Source organism: Pseudomonas sp. 1L-B-1-E-C1 (assembly GCF_057291835.1).
In genome coordinates this window covers 116,197-131,675 of record NZ_JBXAWN010000006.1, presented here as the reverse complement: position 1 = coordinate 131,675, position 15,479 = coordinate 116,197, and the positions used below count along the sequence as shown (strand labels likewise).

At 60.3% G+C, this 15,479-nt stretch carries 14 protein-coding genes; 5 read left to right on the top strand and 9 right to left on the bottom strand.

What is annotated here, in order from left to right:
* Nucleotides 1-109 precede the first annotated feature (109 nt).
* Entirely contained in the window at nucleotides 110-1,216 is a 1,107-nt protein-coding gene (locus tag AC0Z4S_RS12410) for a catalase family peroxidase (protein WP_485623200.1), read from the top strand.
* Nucleotides 1,213-1,758: a cytochrome b gene (locus tag AC0Z4S_RS12405; RefSeq protein WP_485623199.1), complete on the top strand. Its 546-nt coding sequence runs from the start codon at nucleotides 1,213-1,215 to the stop codon at nucleotides 1,756-1,758. Before AC0Z4S_RS12410 ends, AC0Z4S_RS12405 begins: the two co-directional genes overlap by 4 nt.
* Before the next feature lie 59 nt (nucleotides 1,759-1,817).
* Here the strand turns inward: AC0Z4S_RS12405 and AC0Z4S_RS12400 are convergent, their stop codons facing one another.
* Nucleotides 1,818-2,969 carry a M14 family metallopeptidase gene (locus tag AC0Z4S_RS12400; RefSeq protein WP_485623198.1) on the bottom strand — a complete coding sequence of 384 codons (1,152 nt, stop codon included), beginning with the start codon at nucleotides 2,967-2,969 and terminating at the stop codon, nucleotides 1,818-1,820.
* 97 nt (nucleotides 2,970-3,066) lie between these two features.
* Here AC0Z4S_RS12400 and AC0Z4S_RS12395 point away from each other — a divergent pair, with 97 nt between their 5' ends.
* Nucleotides 3,067-3,306: a hypothetical protein gene (locus AC0Z4S_RS12395; protein ID WP_485623196.1), complete on the top strand. Its 240-nt coding sequence runs from the start codon at nucleotides 3,067-3,069 to the stop codon at nucleotides 3,304-3,306.
* Nucleotides 3,307-3,390: 84 nt separating this feature from the next.
* Here AC0Z4S_RS12395 and AC0Z4S_RS12390 read toward each other — a convergent pair whose 3' ends face one another.
* Nucleotides 3,391-3,789 carry a DUF6124 family protein gene (locus tag AC0Z4S_RS12390; protein ID WP_253505300.1) on the bottom strand — a complete coding sequence of 133 codons (399 nt, stop codon included), beginning with the start codon at nucleotides 3,787-3,789 and terminating at the stop codon, nucleotides 3,391-3,393.
* A 130-nt stretch (nucleotides 3,790-3,919) separates the two neighbouring features.
* Between AC0Z4S_RS12390 and AC0Z4S_RS12385 the strand changes: the two genes are divergently transcribed.
* Nucleotides 3,920-4,579: a LexA family protein gene (locus AC0Z4S_RS12385; RefSeq protein ID WP_485623195.1), complete on the top strand. Its 660-nt coding sequence runs from the start codon at nucleotides 3,920-3,922 to the stop codon at nucleotides 4,577-4,579.
* A gap of 42 nt (nucleotides 4,580-4,621) precedes the next feature.
* On the opposite strand, the gene AC0Z4S_RS12380 is transcribed toward AC0Z4S_RS12385, so the two are convergent.
* From AC0Z4S_RS12380 to AC0Z4S_RS12365, 4 genes are read right to left on the bottom strand one after another with little or no spacing between them, the layout of a single operon-like run.
* Nucleotides 4,622-6,571, bottom strand: a complete 1,950-nt coding sequence (locus AC0Z4S_RS12380; protein WP_485623194.1) for an acetyl/propionyl/methylcrotonyl-CoA carboxylase subunit alpha — start codon at nucleotides 6,569-6,571, stop codon at nucleotides 4,622-4,624.
* Nucleotides 6,571-7,383: a gamma-carboxygeranoyl-CoA hydratase gene (locus AC0Z4S_RS12375; protein ID WP_485623192.1), complete on the bottom strand. Its 813-nt coding sequence runs from the start codon at nucleotides 7,381-7,383 to the stop codon at nucleotides 6,571-6,573. The genes AC0Z4S_RS12380 and AC0Z4S_RS12375 overlap by 1 nt, the downstream gene beginning before the upstream one ends.
* A 13-nt stretch (nucleotides 7,384-7,396) precedes the next feature.
* Nucleotides 7,397-9,004 (bottom strand): carboxyl transferase domain-containing protein, encoded by a 1,608-nt coding sequence (locus AC0Z4S_RS12370; RefSeq protein WP_485623191.1) that lies wholly within the window; start codon nucleotides 9,002-9,004, stop codon nucleotides 7,397-7,399.
* Nucleotides 9,005-9,016: 12 nt separating this feature from the next.
* Nucleotides 9,017-10,180 (bottom strand): isovaleryl-CoA dehydrogenase, encoded by a 1,164-nt coding sequence (locus AC0Z4S_RS12365; RefSeq protein ID WP_041068789.1) that lies wholly within the window; start codon nucleotides 10,178-10,180, stop codon nucleotides 9,017-9,019.
* Nucleotides 10,181-10,472: 292 nt separating this feature from the next.
* On the opposite strand from AC0Z4S_RS12365, the gene AC0Z4S_RS12360 reads away from it, so the two are divergent.
* Entirely contained in the window at nucleotides 10,473-12,170 is a 1,698-nt protein-coding gene (locus tag AC0Z4S_RS12360) for an AMP-binding protein (protein WP_485623189.1), read from the top strand.
* A 655-nt stretch (nucleotides 12,171-12,825) separates the two neighbouring features.
* Here the strand turns inward: AC0Z4S_RS12360 and AC0Z4S_RS12355 are convergent.
* The 3 genes from AC0Z4S_RS12355 to AC0Z4S_RS12345 form a co-directional block, all read right to left on the bottom strand.
* Nucleotides 12,826-13,725, bottom strand: a complete 900-nt coding sequence (locus AC0Z4S_RS12355) for a hydroxymethylglutaryl-CoA lyase (RefSeq protein ID WP_485623188.1) — start codon at nucleotides 13,723-13,725, stop codon at nucleotides 12,826-12,828.
* Between the two features lie 144 nt (nucleotides 13,726-13,869).
* On the bottom strand, nucleotides 13,870-14,268 hold the full coding sequence (locus tag AC0Z4S_RS12350; protein WP_016775309.1) for a MerR family transcriptional regulator: 399 nt from the start codon (nucleotides 14,266-14,268) through the stop codon (nucleotides 13,870-13,872).
* 151 nt (nucleotides 14,269-14,419) lie between these two features.
* Entirely contained in the window at nucleotides 14,420-15,355 is a 936-nt protein-coding gene (locus tag AC0Z4S_RS12345) for a LysR family transcriptional regulator (protein WP_064363647.1), read from the bottom strand.
* Between the last annotated feature and the right edge of the window lie 124 nt (nucleotides 15,356-15,479).

Sequence of the window (15,479 nt, the reverse complement as noted above, 5' to 3'; positions counted from 1 at the left end):
CGCAGGTTATTCCCCGTGCGCAAAAATAAATACGGCGCCGTGGAATAAACCCTGACGGGGTGCGTCTTGCTGACTCTTTCCACTTGTGGCCGATGGCCTGGAGATATTCATGGTTGATCGCTCGTCCCCCAACGCTGCACCGCCGGGCAGGCCGCCGCGCCAGCCACTGAGCGCCGCGAGCCTGGTTTTCCGTCTGGGCGCCATTGCCGTGATTGTTGCCGCCGTGGCCGGGGCGTTTGCCTACGTGCATGGCAACCTTGACCCACAACGATTGACGCCAAAAGCGCTGGTCGATGTGCTGGAGAAGAACAACGGCGTGCATCCCGGCTTTCGTCGCAATCATGCCAAGGGTGTGTGCGTGATCGGCCATTTCGAGAGCAGCGGCGCGGCGCGCGAGTATTCCACTGCGCAGGTGTTCAACCTGCCGCAGACGCCGGTGGTGGGGCGTTTCGCCTTGCCGGCCGGCAATCCCTATGCGCCGGACAGCGCCGTGCCGATCCGCAGTCTGGCGCTGCGCTTCACTCAGGCGGACGGCCAGCAGTGGCGCACCGGCATGAACAGCATGCCGGTGTTCCCGATCGGCACACCCGAGGCGTTCTATCAGTTACAACAGGCGCAGTCGCCGGATCCCGCCACCGGCAAACCCGACCCTACGAAGGTGCCGGCCTTCTTCGCCGCACACCCTGAGGCCGTGCCGTTTCTGACTTGGGTGAAGACCGCCAAGCCTTCGGCCAGCTACGCCACTGAAACCTATAACAGCATCAATGCGTTCTATCTGGTCGATGGCAACGGCAAGAAACAGGCGGTGCGCTGGAGCATGACGCCATTGGCCCAGGACGCGGCGGGTGCCACCGCTCCTGAAGGCGCGGACTTTCTCGAGAAGGACCTGGTGCAACGCTTGGCCGCCGCACCCTTGCGCTTCCAGCTGAACATCACCCTGGCCAACGCCGACGACCCGGTCAACGATGCGAGCAAATCCTGGCCTGCAGATCGCAAAGTGCTGAACGCCGGGACGCTGGTGCTGGAAAAAACCCAGCCGCAGCTGAGTGGCGAGTGCCGCGATATCAACTATGACCCGCTGGTGTTGCCAGCCGGGATTCAAGGTTCGGAAGACCCATTGCTCGCCGCGCGCTCCGCCGGTTACGCCGATTCCTACCTGCGTCGCACCAGCGAAGTCAGCCAATTGCCCGCCGCCAGACAGGAGGCTCGCCCATGAGCAAGCACCCGACTCATTTCGTATTGCTGGCGCGTTTGCTGCACTGGCTGATGGCGCTGATGATCATTGCAATGCTGTTTATCGGCGCAGGCATGGTCACTTCGGTGTCGTCTCGCCATGAATGGCTGATTCATCTGCACAAGCCGCTGGGCATCGCGATTCTGGCGCTGGTGATTGTGCGCCTGCTGGTGCGCTTCACCACGCGCCAGCCACCGTTGCCGGATGATCTGCCGGGCTGGCAGGTGCTGGCAGCCAAGGCTTCCCACGTCTTGTTGTATGCGTTGATGCTGGTATTGCCGCTGCTCGGCTGGGCGATGATCAGTGCATCGGGCGAACCGGTGATGCTCACGGCGTCGCTGCATCTGCCGTCGATCGTGCCGGCGGATGCGCAACTGTTTGCGCTGTTGCGCAAGTCCCATGGCTATCTGGCGTATCTGCTGTTTCTGACGGTGTTGCTGCACCTGGCGGCCGCGCTGTTTCATGGCTGGGTGCGTCGTGACGAAGTGCTCGAGAGCATGTTGCGCGGGCGCGATCGCGGCTGAGTCGTCAAAGCAAAAGATCGCAGGCCGGCTGCGATCTTTTGTTGGTGCGGGCGAGGGGATCAGCGCAGGGTGTCGACCATGTCGGCGAGCGTGGTCAGCACGTCCTTGCCCAATTGCTTCGAACGCTTGCCCGACCAGCCGGTGATCTTGTCCGGGTGGTCGTCATGGTCCTTGAACGGCATCTCCAGGGTCAGCGACAGGCAGTCGTATGTCTGCCCGACGCTGTTGCAGGCCAGCGTCATATTGGCCTGACCCGGTTCGTCGCGGGTATAGCCGTAGGTGGTCTGGAAGTCTTTGGTGGTGTGCTTCAGATGGCTGCGGAAATGCTCTTCAAGCTTTTCGATGCGCGGTGTGAAGCCAGGATTGCCTTCACAACCGGCGGTGAAAACGTGGGGGATTTCCTCATCGCCGTGCACATCGATAAATGCATCGACACCGTATTTTTCCATCTGCTGCTGGACGAAAAGTACTTCCGGGCTGATGTCCTGACTGGCGTTCTGCCAGGCGCGATTCAGGTCCTGGCCCATGGCGTTGGTGCGCAGGTGGCCGTGGAAGGCGCCGTCCGGGTTCATGTTCGGCACCAGATACAGATCGGCGCTGGCCAGCAGTTTGTTCAGTACCGGATCGTCCTGTCGTTCCAGGCGTTCGATCACACCTTCCATGAACCATTCGGCCATGTGCTCGCCCGGATGCTGCTGGGCGATGATCCAGATCTTGCGTTGGCCTCCGGCGCCGCTGCCTTTGCGCAACAACTGAATGTCGCGGCCCTCGACACTTTTGCCGGTTGCCAGCAATTCGGTGCCAGCCTTGCTCAGCGCCTGCTCGATCAGCCAGTCGTGACGGCCGCGGCTGTAGGGTTCGAAATAAGCGAACCAGGCGTGGGTCTGTTCGGCTTCGAGGCAGAAACGCAGGCTGTCGCCTTCGAAGCTGGTGGGGATACGGAACCAGTTGACGTGGTCGTAGGAAGCGACTGCCTGATAGCCGGTCCAGGCTTTGTTATAGGAGGATTGGCTGGCGTTGACCAGGCGAAACCAGTGCTCCTGATGAACATGCAGGCCGCTGGCCTTGAAGTGGAACCACTGGAAATGGGCGCTGCGAGTGTCCGGGCGGATGGCCAGAACCGGATTGAGCGGGTTGCTGATGTCGATGACTTGGATATTGCCGCTGTCGAAATTGGCGCTGATATCGAACGAAGATTTGGCCACGGTCATAGTCGCTTCCTGAGCAGGATTTTTATGACCGGTACTTTACACGCAGGCTGGGGTGAAACCGAGGGGAATTGCGGATCGCGAGCGGGGGGCGTCCTCCGTGACGCGACCGCAGCTTAGGGCCTATGCGATTGATTCTCAAGTGCTGATTGCCATTAGTTTCGGCCATTGTGGCTGGGCTCGGGTTGCCAATCGATATTCATTTGATATTATCCGCGCCATCGAATTTGCAGCACCCAAAGACTTCATTAGCCTGAAGACACAAGCCCGGAAAACGGGCAAAAAAAAGACCCGGCAAAAAGCCGGGTCAAAAACCGTGATTAGCCTGATGAGGAGATAGTCCAGAAGACCGACCTAAGGTCTCTGGTCCATCGACTGATCTCGCGACCAGCTGCTTGCAATAATAATCATTATCATTTGCAAGTCAAATGTTTTTATCTGCGCGATGGGAAAATTCTTTCCTGTCCGCCCGAACCTTGTTCGCCGTGACTTCGTCGTTATCGATCGAATGGTCGACCATCGCCCGCGCCATATCCACCATGTGCACCACCGAGAAAGCCAGATCCCGATTCGTGCCTTGCAGGTTTTCTGCTGCCTTGAATGCCGTGGCGGCTGCACATCGCAATAGATCCGAAGCATGTACCAGCGCTTCCTCGCCGCTGAGATGGCCTTTGACATTGAAGAAACGTTCGTCCGTCTCAGGTTCTGAAACAGCCGGTTTCAAGTAATAGTCCAGCGCGCGCTGTGCGGCGGCATTGCCCTGAGGCGAGGAGAAGCTGGTATCGATTTGCAGGTCGGGCAAGTCTTTGCTGCTGATGTTCATCATGAAAGGGCACTCCATGTTCAATTGAAAGTCCGTTTCCTTAGGATAGTACCGCTTGTATTTGTGACGAGAATTTAAATACTACAATATGTGTTTTGCCGGTCGAAGACGTCCGCGTAAGGTGCGGCACATGGATAAATGGATTGAGTTGGTCAAGGCCAAGATGAGTGAACTCAAAATCACTCAAACAGAGCTCGGAGAGCGCGTCGGCATGTCCCAGGGCGGGATCGGTCATTGGCTGAACAAGCGTCGCGAACCCGGTGTCAGCGAAATGAATCGCGTGCTCAAGGCGCTGGGAATGGATTTCCTCGAAGTCGTCCTGGTCATCCGCGAGCCGCAGCCCACGGCGGATGACGAGATGCCGCTGGCGCAGAAGTACAACCCGTACTTCCGTTACCCGGTCTGCGACTGGCGAGCGCCGTGCGAGGTGCGCGACGCTGCAGCTAGCTACGCCGGCGCATCGGCGAAGCAGCGCTTCGAACTCACTGATTACCACGCTCGCGGCGGTGCGGCGTTCTGGCTGACGGTCACGGGGGATTCGATGACCGCGCCGAGCGGCCAGAGCATTGCCGAAGGCATGCTGATTCTGGTCGATCCGGAGTTGGAAGCGGTGCCCGGCAAACTGGTGATCGCCCAGTGGCCGGACAGCGAAGAAGCAATTTTCCGCAAACTCGACGAGCAGGCCGGCCAGCGTTACCTGGTGCCGCTCAATCCGACCTGGCCGAAAACCCTGCTCACCGATGAATGCCGGATTATCGGCGTGGTGGTTCAGGCAACGGCGCGTTACTGAGCGGATCGATCCTCGCTCAAGGCCAGGATCGATCCTTTTATTTCATCCTTCTTCCAGTTCAACCAAAGCGCTGCCTTCGCTGACCATATCGCCCTCCTGGCAATACAGCGCTTTGATCACACCGGCCTGTGGCGCGCGGATGCTGTGTTCCATTTTCATGGCTTCGAGCACTACCAGGTGCGCCCCGGCCTCAACCGCTTGCCCGGCTTCGACCAGCACGCGCACGATGCTGCCGTTCATTGGCGCGGTCAGGCCGCCCTGATGGCTATGGCTGGCTTCGACGGCACTGACTGGATCGAACGCCTCGATGCGCCGCAATTCGCCGTCCCATTGCAGATACAACGAACCACCCTGACGAATCGCCCGCAACGTGCGGCGCACGCCTTCATGCTCGACCACCAGCGCTTCGCCCAACAGTTTGGCGTGGGCCGCAGCTCCCAGGGTCAGCGCGCGATCCTGTCCCTCGCAACTCAAATGCAAAGTGATTTGCGCCGGCAAACCTGCTCGCAGACCACTGCCGCAAGACCACGGCGAAGCGGGGTCATCTGCCCGCGCACGGGTTGGCAGACTCTGCGCAAACGCCTGCGCCGCCACCTCCCAGAACTCATCGCTCAATGTGCCCGGCCTTGGCAGCAATTGCTCCTGATAGCGCGGGATAAACCCGGTATCCAGCTGTGCCGCGGCAAACGCCGGATGCGCGATGATCCGGCGCAGGAAATTGATGTTGGTCTTCAGACCGCCGATCGCAAACTCATCGAGCATGCTCAACAGACGCAAGCGCGCCTGTTCGCGGTCTTCCCCCCAGGCAATCAGTTTGCCGAGCATCGGGTCGTAGAACGGCGAAATCTCGTCGCCTTCCTCAACGCCGCTGTCCACCCGTCGCCCCGGTCCCTGCGCCGATTCGCGATACAAGTCCAGACGCCCGGTGGCCGGAAGAAAATCATTCGCCGGATCTTCGGCATACAAGCGCACCTCAATCGCATGACCATTGAGCGGCACCTGTGCCTGACTGATCGGTAGCGCCTCACCACGGGCGACGCGAATCTGCCAGGCGACCAGATCGAGCCCGGTTATCGCTTCGGTCACCGGGTGCTCGACCTGCAGCCGCGTGTTCATTTCCATGAAGAAAAACTCGCCGCGCGCGTCGAGCAAAAATTCCACGGTGCCGGCGCCGACATAACCGATCGCCTGCGCCGAACGTACGGCGGCTTCGCCCATCGCCCGGCGCAATTCGGGCGTCAGGCCCGGCGCTGGTGCTTCTTCGACGACTTTCTGATGGCGACGCTGAATCGAACAATCGCGCTCGTTGAGATACAGGCAGTTACCGTGCTGATCGGCGAACACCTGAATCTCCACATGACGTGGCTTGAGCAGATACTTCTCCACCAGCATCCGCGAGTCGCCAAACGAGGACTGCGCTTCGCGCTGAGCGGAGGCGAGGGCTTCAGCCAACTGGCTGACGTCCTCGACCACTTTCATACCCTTGCCGCCGCCACCGGCCGTGGCCTTGAGCAGCACTGGATAACCGATGCGTTCGCAGGCTTCGCGGAAGGTATCAAGATCCTGCGCTTCGCCGTGATAGCCCGGCACCAACGGCACACCGGCCTTTTCCATCAGCGCTTTGGCGGCGGATTTGCTGCCCATGGCATCAATGGCCGAGGCGGGCGGGCCAAGGAAGATCAGGCCGGCAGCTTCGATGGCGCGGGCGAATCCAGCGTTTTCCGAGAGAAAGCCGTAGCCTGGATGAATCGCCTGGGCGCCGCTGGCCTTGGCAGCAGCGATCAATTTATCTATTTGCAGATAACTCTCAGCGGCCTTGCTGCCGCCCAGGTCAACGCGGATATCGGCTTCACGGCTGTGCCGCGCATCTCTGTCGGTGGCGCTGTGCACGGCGACGGTGGTCAGACCCAAGGCCTTGGCGGTGCGCATGACCCGGCAGGCGATTTCGCCGCGGTTGGCCACCAACAGGGTGGTAATCACAGGTGCGCTCATCAACGCGACTCCTTGGTGGATGCGGCTTGCCAGTTCGGCGGGCGTTTTTGCAGAAAGGCGCGCAAGCCTTCCTGGCCTTCGGGGCTGACGCGAATCCGCGCGATCGCATTTTCCGTGTAACGGCGCAGGGCCGGGGTCAGTGCGCCATTGCCGACTTCACGCAGCAAATCCTTGCTGGCACGCATGGCGGCGGGGCTGTTGAGCAACAGGTTGTCGATCCACTGCTCGACCTGTTGCTCCAGTTCAGCGGCAGGACAGCTTTCAGACAACAAGCCGATTTCCCGCGCCCGCTGTCCGCCGAAGCGCTCGGCCGTTAGCGCGTAACGCCGCGCCGCCCGTTCACCGATCGCCTGCACCACGAACGGGCTGATCACCGCCGGCGCCAGGCCGATGCGCACTTCCGACAGGCAGAACTGCGCGTCATCGGTGCCGATCGCCATGTCGCAGCAACTGATCAGACCCAGCGCACCGCCGAACGCCGCACCCTGGACCACGGCGAGGGTGGGGATTTTCAGCTTGGCGAGGTTGTACATCAGCTCGGCCAGTTCGCGGGCGTCGTCGAGGTTGGTGTGGTAATCAAGCTCGGCCGATTGCTGCATCCACGCCAGGTCGGCGCCGGCACTGAAGTGCTTGCCGCGCCCGCGCAGCAGCAGAAAACGCAGGCTCGAATCGCTGGCGACCTTGTCGAGGGCAAGGATCAGTTCGCGGATCATCTCGGCGTTGAAGGCGTTGTTTTTCTCGGCGCGGTTGAGCCACAGCGTCGCAAAACCGCGTGGATCGGGTTGCAGTTCGAGGGTATTGAAGTCGTTCATCAGATTCTTCCCATCACATCCGGAACACGCCGAAGCGGCTCGGTTCGATTGGCGCGTTCAGCGCCGCGGACAAGGCCAGGGCCAGCACATCGCGGGTCTGCGCCGGGTCGATGACGCCGTCGTCCCACAGCCGCGCGCTGGAGTAGTAGGGGTGACCCTGCTCTTCGTACTGGTCGAGAATCGGCTGCTTGATCTCGGTCTCCTGCTCAGCAGTGAACGCCTGACCGCTGCGTTCGGCCTGTTCGCGCTTGACCTGCACCAGCACACCAGCGGCCTGTTCGGCGCCCATCACGCCGATCCGGGCGTTCGGCCACATCCACAAAAACCGCGGGTCGTAAGCGCGACCGCACATGCCGTAGTTGCCGGCGCCGAAGCTGCCGCCGATGATCACGGTGAATTTCGGCACCTTGGCGCAGGCCACCGCGGTCACCAGTTTGGCGCCGTGCTTGGCGATGCCGCCGGCCTCGTATTTCTGGCCGACCATGAAGCCAGTGATGTTCTGCAGAAACAGCAGCGGAATTCCGCGCTGGCAGGCCAGCTCGATGAAGTGCGCGCCTTTCTGCGCGGCTTCGGCGAAGAGGATGCCGTTATTCGCCAGGATCGCGATCGGGTAGCCGTGCAAGTGAGCGAAACCGCAAACCAGCGTGGTGCCGAACAGCGCTTTGAATTCATCGAACACCGAGCCGTCGACCAGCCGCGCGATCACTTCGCGCACATCGAATGGCTGCTTGGCGTCGGCCGGGACCACACCGTACAACTCGTCGCTGGCGTACAGCGGCGCGATCGGCGTGCGTTGCTGCACCTCGCCGAGCTTGCGCCAGTTGAGGTTGGCGACGCTGCGGCGGGCCAAGGCGAGGGCGTGTTCGTCGTTCTCGGCGTAATGGTCGGCCACGCCGGAAGTCTTGCAGTGCACATCGGCACCGCCCAGGTCTTCGGCGCTGACCACTTCACCGGTCGCCGCTTTCACTAGCGGCGGGCCGGCGAGGAAAATGGTTGCCTGGTTGCGCACCATGATCGCTTCGTCCGCCATCGCTGGCACATACGCGCCGCCAGCGGTGCACGAGCCCATGACCACGGCGATCTGCGGGATGCCCATGGCGCTCATGTTGGCCTGATTGAAAAAGATCCGTCCGAAGTGCTCGCGATCCGGAAACACTTCGTCCTGACGCGGCAGGTTGGCGCCGCCCGAGTCCACCAGATAAATGCACGGCAGGCGATTCTGCTGGGCGATGGTCTGTGCACGAAGGTGTTTCTTCACCGTGAGCGGGTAATACGAACCGCCTTTCACCGTCGCATCGTTGGCGACGATCATGCATTCCACGCCTTCGACGCGACCGATCCCGGCGATCACGCCGGCGGCCGGCACGTCTTCGCCATACACCGCATGGGCGGCGAGTTGGCTGATTTCGAGAAACGGCGAGCCCGGATCGAGCAGGCGGTTGATGCGCTCACGTGGCAACAGTTTGCCGCGCGAGGTATGGCGTTCCTGGGCTTTGGCACCGCCACCCTGCGCCACTTGGGCGAGCAAAGTGTGCAGCGCGTCGACCTGTTTGAGCATCGCCGCGCTGTTGGCGGCGAACTCCGCTGAACGCGGGTTGAGCTGAGTGTGCAGCGTTGCCATGGTCAGCTCCGTTTAGCGGGTTTCGTTGAACAGTTCGCGACCGATCAGCATGCGGCGGATTTCGCTGGTGCCGGCGCCGATTTCGTAGAGCTTGGCGTCGCGCAGCAGGCGCCCGGCGGGGAATTCGTTGATGTAGCCGTTACCGCCGAGAATCTGGATCGCGTCGAGGGCCATTTGCGTGGCGCGTTCGGCGGTGTAGAGGATCACCCCGGCGGCGTCCTTGCGCGTGGTTTCGCCGCGCTCGCAGGCCTGGGCCACCGCGTACAGATAGGCGCGGCTGGCGTTGAGTTGGGTGTACATGTCGGCGACTTTGCCCTGGATCAGCTGGAATTCGCCGATGCTCTGGCCGAACTGCTTGCGGTCGTGGATGTACGGCACGATCAGATCCATGCACGACTGCATGATCCCGGTGGGACCGCCGGAAAGCACCACCCGTTCGTAATCGAGACCGCTCATCAGCACCTTCACGCCGCCGTTGAGCACACCGAGAATGTTCTCTTCCGGCACTTCGACGTCATCAAAAAACAACTCGCAGGTGTTGGAGCCGCGCATGCCGAGCTTGTCGAACTTGTTGCTGCGGCTGAAGCCCTTCCAGTCGCGCTCGACGATGAACGCGGTGATACCGTGCGGGCCTTTCTCCAGATCGGTCTTGGCGTAGATGACGTAGGTGTTGGCGTCGGGCCCGTTGGTGATCCAGGTTTTGCTGCCGTTGAGGACGAAACGATCGCCGCGTTTGTCGGCGCGCAGCTTCATAGAGACCACGTCGGAACCGGCATTGGGCTCGCTCATCGCCAGGGCGCCGACGTGTTCGCCGCTGATCAGTTTTGGCAGGTATTTGCTTTTCTGTTCGTGATTGCCGTTGCGGTTGATCTGGTTGACGCAGAGGTTGGAATGCGCGCCGTAGGACAGCGCCACTGATGCCGAACCACGGCTGATCTCTTCCATCGCCACCACGTGCGCCAGATAACCCAGGCCCGCGCCGCCGTACTCTTCCGGCACGGTGATGCCGAGCAGCCCCATGTCACCGAATTTGCGCCACATGTCGGCGGGGAACAGGTTGTCGTGATCGATCTGCGCGGCACGCGGCGCGATCTGGTCGGCGACAAAGGACTGCACCTGATCGCGCAGCATGTCGATGGTTTCACCGAGGGCGAAGTTCAGGGATGGATAGCTCATGGGGCACCTTTTGGCTTTTTTATCGGGTGGAGCGCACGACGAATCGGCGTTCAGCTTTACGTTAACGTAAAGCTTCCACAGTTCTACTGTCAATCGGCTTTACGTAAGCGTCAACTTGGGCGAGAGTAAGGACAGTTCAGACTCGCAAGCCGAATGAAACCTGTGGGAGCGAGCTTGCTCGCGTCAGTTCAGTGAACATTTATGCTGAATATGCTGGCCTCTTCGCGAGCAAGCTCGCTCCCACAAAGATTGAATTCGGTCAAACCCACTAATAAAGACAATAGGGGTCGTCATGGATCAACCCAGTGCAAATCCGCAGCCTAGCTACAGCCGTGGCTCTCAGGAGAAGGCTCTGCTGGCGATGACTATCGGTCAGCGCTTCGATCAGACCGTCGCGCAACACCCGGACGGCGAGGCGCTGGTGGTGCGCCATCAACAGTTGCGCTACTCCTGGCGGCAACTGGCCGACGCGGTGGATGAGCAGGCCAGAGCCTTGCTCGCATTGGGTCTGCAGACCGGCGATCGCCTCGGCATCTGGGCGCCGAATTGCGCGCAGTGGTGCATCACCCAGTTCGCCACGGCGAAGATCGGCGTGATCCTGGTCAACATCAATCCCGCCTACCGCAGTTCCGAACTCGAATATGTGCTCAAGCAGTCCGGCTGTCAGTGGCTGGTCTGTGCCGGAGCGTTCAAAACCTCGAATTATCACGAAATGCTCCAGGGCCTGGCGCCAGAACTGGCCGAGCACGCCATCGGTCACCTGCGCAGTGAACGCCTCCCGGATTTGCACGGCGTGATCAGCCTCGACGCAAATCCGCCGCGCGGCTTTTTACCGTGGGGGCAACTGAACGATCTGGCCGCCGGCGTCTCACCCGATCAACTGCGCGAACGCAGCGCCAGTCTGCATTTCGATCAACCGGTGAACATCCAGTACACCTCCGGCACTACCGGTTTCCCCAAGGGCGCGACCCTCAGCCACTACAACATTATCAACAACGGTTTCATGGTCGGCGAAAGCCTCGGGCTGACGGCTGCCGATCGTCTGGTGATTCCGGTGCCGCTGTATCACTGTTTTGGCATGGTCATGGGCAATCTCGGTTGCGTCACCCACGCCAGCACGATGATTTACCCCAACGACGCCTTCGATCCGGCGCTGACCCTGCAAGCGGTGGCCGAAGAACAGGCCACGGCGCTGTACGGTGTGCCGACCATGTTCATCGCCATGCTCGATCAGCCGCAGCGGCAAGCTTTCGACCTGTCGAGCCTGCGCACCGGGATCATGGCCGGCGCCACTTGTCCGATCGAGGTCATGCGCCGGGTGATCAACGAAATGCACATGAGCGAAGTGCAGATTGCCTACGGCATGACCGAAACCAGCCCGGTGTCGTTGCAAACGGGGCCGGCGGATGAGCTGGAGTTGCGCGTGACCACGGTCGGCCGCACTCAGCCACAACTGGAAAGCAAGATCATCGACACCGCTGGCAACATCGTGCGGCGCGGCACCATCGGTGAATTGTGCACGCGCGGTTACAGCGTGATGCTCGGCTATTGGAATAACCTACAGGCCACGGCCGAAGCCATCGATGAGGCGGGGTGGATGCACACCGGCGATCTGGCGAGCATGAACGAAGAGGGCTACGTCAACATCGCCGGGCGTAACAAGGACATGATCATTCGTGGTGGCGAGAACGTTTATCCCCGCGAGCTGGAGGAATTCTTCTTCACCCACCCGGCGGTGGCGGACGTGCAGGTAATAGGCATTCCGTGCTCGCGCTACGGTGAGGAAATCGTCGCCTGGATCAAATTCCACCCCGGCCACAGCGCCTCGGAGCTTGAGCTGCAAGCGTGGTGCAAGGAGCGCATCGCTCACTTCAAGACACCGCGTTACTTCAAGTTCGTTGACGCGTTTCCGATGACGGTGACGGGGAAGATCCAGAAATTCAGGATGCGTGAGATCAGTATCGAAGAGCTGAAAACAATCGACCGATAACCACAAAACTTCTGTGGGAGCGAGCCTGCTCGCGAATGCGGTGTGTCATTCAGCGTAAATGTGTCTGGCACACCGTTTTCGCGAGCAGGCTCGCTCCCACAGGGATGCAGTGATAGAGAGACGAATCACAGAAAGCACAAAGGGGAGCCGAGGCTCCCCTTTAATTTGTCGTTGCGTGCTCTTTTTATTATTGAGGGTCGGTCTGTTGTTGTTTTTGGCAACCGTGGCCCTGTACAGCTTTTGGCGACCCCCATCCGGGGTCAAGAGCAAACGTATTTTTTTGAGCGCTGATCTGCTTTCTCGTCAAACGATCCAACCGATTCGGGAGCTACCTGAAGGTAGTTTTATTGTTCTCTGCCCGGTTGCGGGTCACTCCTGAGAGCACCCTGAAAAGCACACCTTCTCCAAAAAAATCTGTTAGCTGCGTCTCTGCCGTGTTGTTCTTGTTATGTCAGAGTCGTTTCGTCTTGTTTTTATTGGTTGCGGCTTTTTATTCTTGTTATGCGATAGAGATAGCAGGTGTCGTGCCAACTTTAGAAATACGTTGTAAATCAAGTGGTTACGATTTTAAGTATTTTTCAGCGTAGGGCAAAGCCAGACAATTTGTTTCCGTGTTACTCGCTTTTGCCCACATCACTGACCCAGCGGTAACACCTCACTGGGCACTACGTGCCTTCGCCACTCGCGATCCAGTTGGGCGGCCGAGCACTGAACTGATCTGCTGGCCCGCGGCGATCAGGGCGTCCAGGTCGATACCGGTCCCGATGCCCAAGCCGTCGAGCAGGTACACCACGTCTTCGGTGGCGACGTTACCGCTTGCGCCTTTGGCGTACGGGCAGCCGCCGAGGCCGGCGATAGAACTGTCGAACACCGCAATGCCTTCGAGCAGGCTGGCGTAGATGTTGGCCATGGCCTGGCCGTAGGTGTCGTGGAAATGCCCGGCGAGCTTGTCCCGCGGCACTTGCGCCGAGACCACCTCGAACAGGCGCCGGGTCGCACCCGCCGTGCCGGTGCCGATGGTGTCGCCCAGCGACACTTCGTAGCAGCCCATCGCGTACAGCTCACGGGCGACCATCGCCACTTGCTCCGGCGCGACCGTGCCTTCATACGGGCAGCCCAGCACACAGGAAACGTAACCGCGCACGGTAACGCCGTGTTGTTTCGCCGCCTCCATGATCGGCGCAAAGCGCCCCAGGCTCTCGCTGATCGAACAATTGATATTGCGCTGTGAAAACGCCTCGGAGGCCGCAGCGAACACCGCGACTTCCTTGACCCCGGCGGCGAGTGCGTCTTCAAAGCCGCGCAGGTTCGGCGCCAGCGCGCCATAGGTGACGCCAGGCTTGCGCTGGATCTGAGTGAACACCTCGGCCGAACCGGCCATCTGCGGCACCCACTTGGGCGAGACGAAACTGCCGACTTCGATATAGCCCAGACCTGCGGCGCTCAGGGCATCGACCAGTTGCACCTTGTCAGCCACGCTGATCGGCTGGGCTTCGTTCTGCAGGCCATCGCGCGGGCCGACTTCGATCAGGCGTACTTGGGAGGGGAGGGACATGGGCGGGCCTACCTGTTTTTTGGGTTCACGTAGAACCCTGTGGGAGCGAGCTTGCTCGCGAAAGCGCAGGGTCAGTGACAGATATTCTGAATGTCAGACCGTATTCGCGAGCAAGCTCGCTCCCACAGGGGAAATGGTGATTTGTTAAATCGCCTGCTGGCTCTTGAGCGTCTGCTCCAGCGCCTGAACGCAGCGCTCTTCAGCGGTGTCCAGCTCGAGCTTCATCTGTTCGATATCCAGCAACTGCTGCTCGAGCTGTTCACGGCGTTCGCTGATTTTCGCCAGCATGCTGTTGAGCTGTTTGGTGTTGCCGCCTGACGGGTCGTAGAGCTCGATCAGTTCGCGGCATTCGGCCAGGGAAAAACCGATGCGCTTGCCGCGCAGGATCAGCTTCAGAGTGACCTTGTCGCGCGGCGAATAGATACGTTCCTGGCCACGACGCTCGGGGCTTAGCAGGCCTTGCTCTTCATAAAAACGGATCGCCCGGGTGGTGATGTCCAGCTCGCGGGCGAGATCGGAAATGCTGTAAGTCTGACTGCTCATGAAAGCGCTCGGAAAAGGGGCATGGCGCTAAGCTAATCGGTGGTTTACGTTTACGTCAAGCAAGAAAAAGATCGCAGCCTTCGGCAGCTCCTACAGGGGGAATGCATTCCAAATGTAGGAGCTGCCGAAGGCTGCGATCTTTTGATTTTCCTCAAACCGCCTGCTTATCCAGCTTTTTCTCCTGCGCCGTCACCTGCTGGCACAACTCGATCATCTGCTCGCGCATCCAGCGGTTGGCCGGGTCCTGGTCGGTGCTTTCGTGCCAGTACAAATGCGTTTCCACCGACGGCACATCGTTCACCGGCAAATTGAACGCCTGCAAGTCATGACGGCGGGCGAAGCGTTCCGGCACGGTCATGACCATGTCGGTCTGCTGCATCACTTGCGACGCCATCAGGTAGTGCTGCGAGCGCAGGGCGATCTTGCGCTGGATGCCCATTTTGCCCAGCGCCAGATCGACATAACCCAGACCACTGCGGCGGCTGGAAATATGGATGTGCGTCAGCGAAAGATAATCATCGAGGCTGAGTTTTTCCTTGCCCGCCATCGGATGGCCCTTGCGCATGGCGCAGACGTAACGGTCGTCCATCAGCTTGACGTGACGCACCTGCGGGTCGGTGTTGAGCGGCGCATCCACAGCGAAATCCAGACGCCCGGCCGCCAGTTCCTTGGTGGTTTCCCGGCGTTTCGACAGAAAGCTTTCAATGATCACCGTCGGCGCCAGGCGGCGCAGACGCTGGAACAATGGCGGCAGAATGATTGCTTCCGTCAGGTCGGTCATGCTGATGCGGTAAGTCTTGACCGCCTGCGCCGGGTTGAAAATGCGGCTTTCCTGCACCGACACGCGCAGCAGCGACAGGGCGTTGCGCACCGGGCCGATGATGTTCTGCGCCATCGGGGTGGGCACCATGCCTTGGGCAGTACGCACGAAGAGCGGGTCGTTGAAGGTTTCGCGCAACCGCGCCAGGGCGTTGGACACCGCCGGCTGGGTGATGCCGACAATCTGCCCGGCGCGGGTCAGGTTGGCTTCGGTGTAGATCGCGTCGAAGACGATGAAAAGGTTGAGGTCGACCTTGCTCAGGTTCATAACGCGGCTTCTCTTGTTATTAAGTGCAAGTGTTTTGGGGCTCAGGATCAGCCGATCATATATCGGTGATGAATGTTTATACACGCCGAGAATAGGCTAGGTAAATTATCAGCGCTGTTCTAGC